At 63.3% G+C, this 2,974-nt stretch carries 3 protein-coding genes; all 3 read left to right on the top strand.

Features of this window, described 5'->3' with window-relative positions; all coding sequences use genetic code 11:
- The first annotated feature begins 103 nt into the window (after positions 1 to 103).
- Positions 104 to 472 carry a succinate dehydrogenase, hydrophobic membrane anchor protein gene (gene sdhD / locus NCR37_RS28230; protein ID WP_175940907.1) on the top strand — a complete coding sequence of 123 codons (369 nt, stop codon included), beginning with the start codon at positions 104 to 106 and terminating at the stop codon, positions 470 to 472.
- A 5-nt stretch (positions 473 to 477) separates the two neighbouring features.
- Positions 478 to 2,253, top strand: a complete 1,776-nt coding sequence (gene sdhA, locus NCR37_RS28225; protein WP_250476105.1) for a succinate dehydrogenase flavoprotein subunit — start codon at positions 478 to 480, stop codon at positions 2,251 to 2,253.
- A gap of 21 nt (positions 2,254 to 2,274) precedes the next feature.
- A partial coding sequence (locus NCR37_RS28220; RefSeq protein ID WP_244849783.1) for a succinate dehydrogenase iron-sulfur subunit occupies positions 2,275 to 2,974 on the top strand: 700 nt, incomplete at its 3' end.

Genomic DNA, 2,974 nt, shown 5'->3' with positions numbered 1-2,974 from the left:
GCCGTGAACAAGGAAGGCGGACGGCAGACCGCCATCGCGGTGCTGGTCGTGTCGCTCGTGCTGACGCTTGCCGTCGCGCTGAAACTTTTCGGAGCCTTCTAACATGGGAACGCAAAACCGGGTCGGCCCGAAGCGCCTCGTCGTGGGCGCGCATTACGGCACAGGCGAATGGCTCGCGCAACGCGTGACGGCCGTCGCCGTGGCGGTGTACACGCTCTTGCTGCTCGTGCTCTTTTTCGGCGCGCATAACTTCTCCTATGAAGGCTGGGCCGGCATCTTCGCGATGCAGTGGATGAAGCTCGCCACCTTCGTCGCCTTGCTCTCGCTCTTCTATCACGCGTGGGTCGGCATGCGCGACATCTGGATGGATTACGTGAAGCCCGTCGGATTGCGCCTGGGTCTGCTGGTGCTGACGGTCCTGTGGCTCATCGGATGCGCCGGCTACGCTGCACAGATTCTCTGGAGAGTTTAAAGAACATGGCTGCAATCAAGACTTCCTTGCCGCGTCGGCGCTTCGACGTGGTGATCGTGGGCGCGGGCGGCTCGGGCATGCGCGCGTCGCTGCAGCTCGCGCGCGCGGGCCTGTCCGTCGCGGTGCTCTCCAAGGTGTTTCCCACGCGCTCGCATACGGTGGCCGCGCAAGGCGGCATCGGCGCATCGCTCGGCAACATGAGCGAGGACAACTGGCACTACCACTTCTACGACACGATCAAAGGCTCGGACTGGCTCGGCGATCAGGACGCCATCGAGTTCATGTGCCGCGAAGCGCCCAATGCGGTCTACGAGTTGGAACACATGGGCATGCCGTTCGACCGCAATCCGGACGGCACCATCTATCAGCGCCCGTTCGGCGGCCATACCGCGAACTACGGCGAGAAGCCCGTGCAACGCGCCTGCGCGGCGGCTGACCGCACCGGTCACGCCTTGCTGCACACGCTGTATCAGCAGAACGTCGCGGCCAAGACGCACTTCTTCGTCGAGTGGATGGCGCTGGATCTGATCCGCGACGCCGACGGCGACGTGCTCGGCGTGACCGCGCTCGAAATGGAAACGGGTGAGGTGTACATCCTCGAAGGCAAGACCACGCTGTTCGCCACCGGCGGCGCGGGTCGCATCTTCGCGGCATCGACCAATGCGTTCATCAATACGGGCGATGGTCTCGGCATGGCCGCGCGCTCGGGCATCGCGCTGCAGGACATGGAGTTCTGGCAGTTCCACCCGACGGGCGTCGCAGGCGCGGGCGTGCTCATCACCGAAGGCGTGCGCGGCGAAGGCGGCATCTTGCGTAACGCGAACGGCGACCGCTTCATGGAACGCTACGCGCCGACGCTCAAAGATCTCGCGCCGCGCGACTTCGTTTCGCGTTCGATGGACCAGGAGATCAAGGAAGGACGCGGCGTCGGTCCGAACAAGGATCACGTGCTGCTGGACCTGTCGCATATCGGCGCCGAGACGATCATGAAGCGTCTGCCGTCGATTCGCGAGATCGCGCTCAAGTTCGCCAACGTCGACTGCATCAAAGAGCCGATTCCCGTGGTGCCGACCATCCACTATCAGATGGGCGGGATTCCGACGAACATGCATGGGCAAGTCGTCGGCACGGCGAAGGGCTACGACGATCCAGTGAACGGCTTTTACGCGGTCGGCGAATGCTCGTGCGTGTCGGTGCACGGCGCGAACCGTCTGGGCACGAACTCGCTGCTCGACCTCGTGGTGTTCGGCCGCGCGGCGGGCAACCACATCATCAAGCACGCGCAGGAGATGAAGGAGCACAAGCCGCTGCCGGCCGATGCCGCCGACTTCGCGTTGGAACGCCTCGCGGTGCTGGAGAAGTCGACCTCGGGCGAATACACGCAGCACATCGCCAACGACATCCGCGCGACGATGCAGTCGCACGCGGGCGTGTTCCGCACCTCGAAGCTCCTGGAAGAGGGCGTCGAGAAGGTCGCGGAATTGGCCGAGCGCGTGAAGCACGTGCACCTGAAGGACAAGTCGAAGGTGTTCAACACCGCGAAGGTCGAGGCGCTGGAGCTGGCGAACCTGATCGAAGTGGCGCGCGCGACGATGGTGTCGGCCGAAGCGCGCAAGGAAAGCCGCGGCGCGCATGCGCACAGCGACTACGAACATCGCGATGACGAGAACTGGATGCGTCATACGCTGTGGTTCAGCGAAGGCAATCGCCTCGACTACAAGCCGGTGCAGATGAAGCCGCTGACGGTCGAATCGGTGCCGCCGAAGGCGCGTACCTTCTAAGGCAAGGGCAAGGATATCCAAATGGCAAAGAGAATATTTGAGGTCTACCGGTACGATCCGGACAAGGACGCCGCGCCGCGCATGCAGAGCTACGAGCTCGATCTGACGCATGAACGCATGCTGCTCGACGCGCTGGTGAAGCTGAAGGAGCTCGATGAAACGCTGTCGTTCCGTCGCTCGTGCCGCGAGGGCGTGTGCGGCTCGGACGCGATGAACATCAACGGCAAGAACGGGCTCGCGTGTCTCACGAACCTGAACGATCTGCCGCAGCGCATCGTGCTGCGCCCGCTGCCGGGGCTGCCGGTGGTGCGCGATCTGATCTGCGACTTCACGCAGTTCTTCAACCAGTATCACTCGATCAAGCCGTATCTGATCAACGACACGCCGCCGCCGGAGAAGGAGCGCTTGCAGTCGCCGGTGGAGCGCGACGAGCTGGACGGTCTTTACGAGTGCATTCTGTGCGCAAGCTGCTCGACGTCGTGCCCGAGCTTCTGGTGGAATCCGGACAAGTTCGTGGGTCCGGCGGGCTTGTTGCAGGCGTATCGCTTTATCGCCGATAGCCGCGATCAGGCAACCGGCGAGCGGCTCGATAATCTGGAAGACCCGTATCGCCTGTTCCGCTGCCACACGATCATGAACTGCGTCGATGTATGCCCGAAGGGACTCAACCCGACGAAGGCCATCGGCAAGATCAGGGAAATGCTGGTGCGGCGGGCGGTTT

Origin of the sequence: Caballeronia sp. GAFFF1 (assembly GCF_023630705.1) — a bacterium.
Taxonomy (GTDB): domain Bacteria; phylum Pseudomonadota; class Gammaproteobacteria; order Burkholderiales; family Burkholderiaceae; genus Caballeronia.
Note: the sequence above shows the minus strand (reverse complement) of the source record. Positions and strands in the feature narration are given on the sequence as shown.

Excerpts from the sequence above, each read along its gene's own strand:
- sdhA (WP_250476105.1), top strand. The coding sequence starts at position 478 with ATGGCTGCAATCAAGACTTCCTTGCCGCGTCGGCGCTTCGACGTGGTG.
- sdhD (WP_175940907.1), top strand. The coding sequence starts at position 104 with ATGGGAACGCAAAACCGGGTCGGCCCGAAGCGCCTCGTCGTGGGCGCG.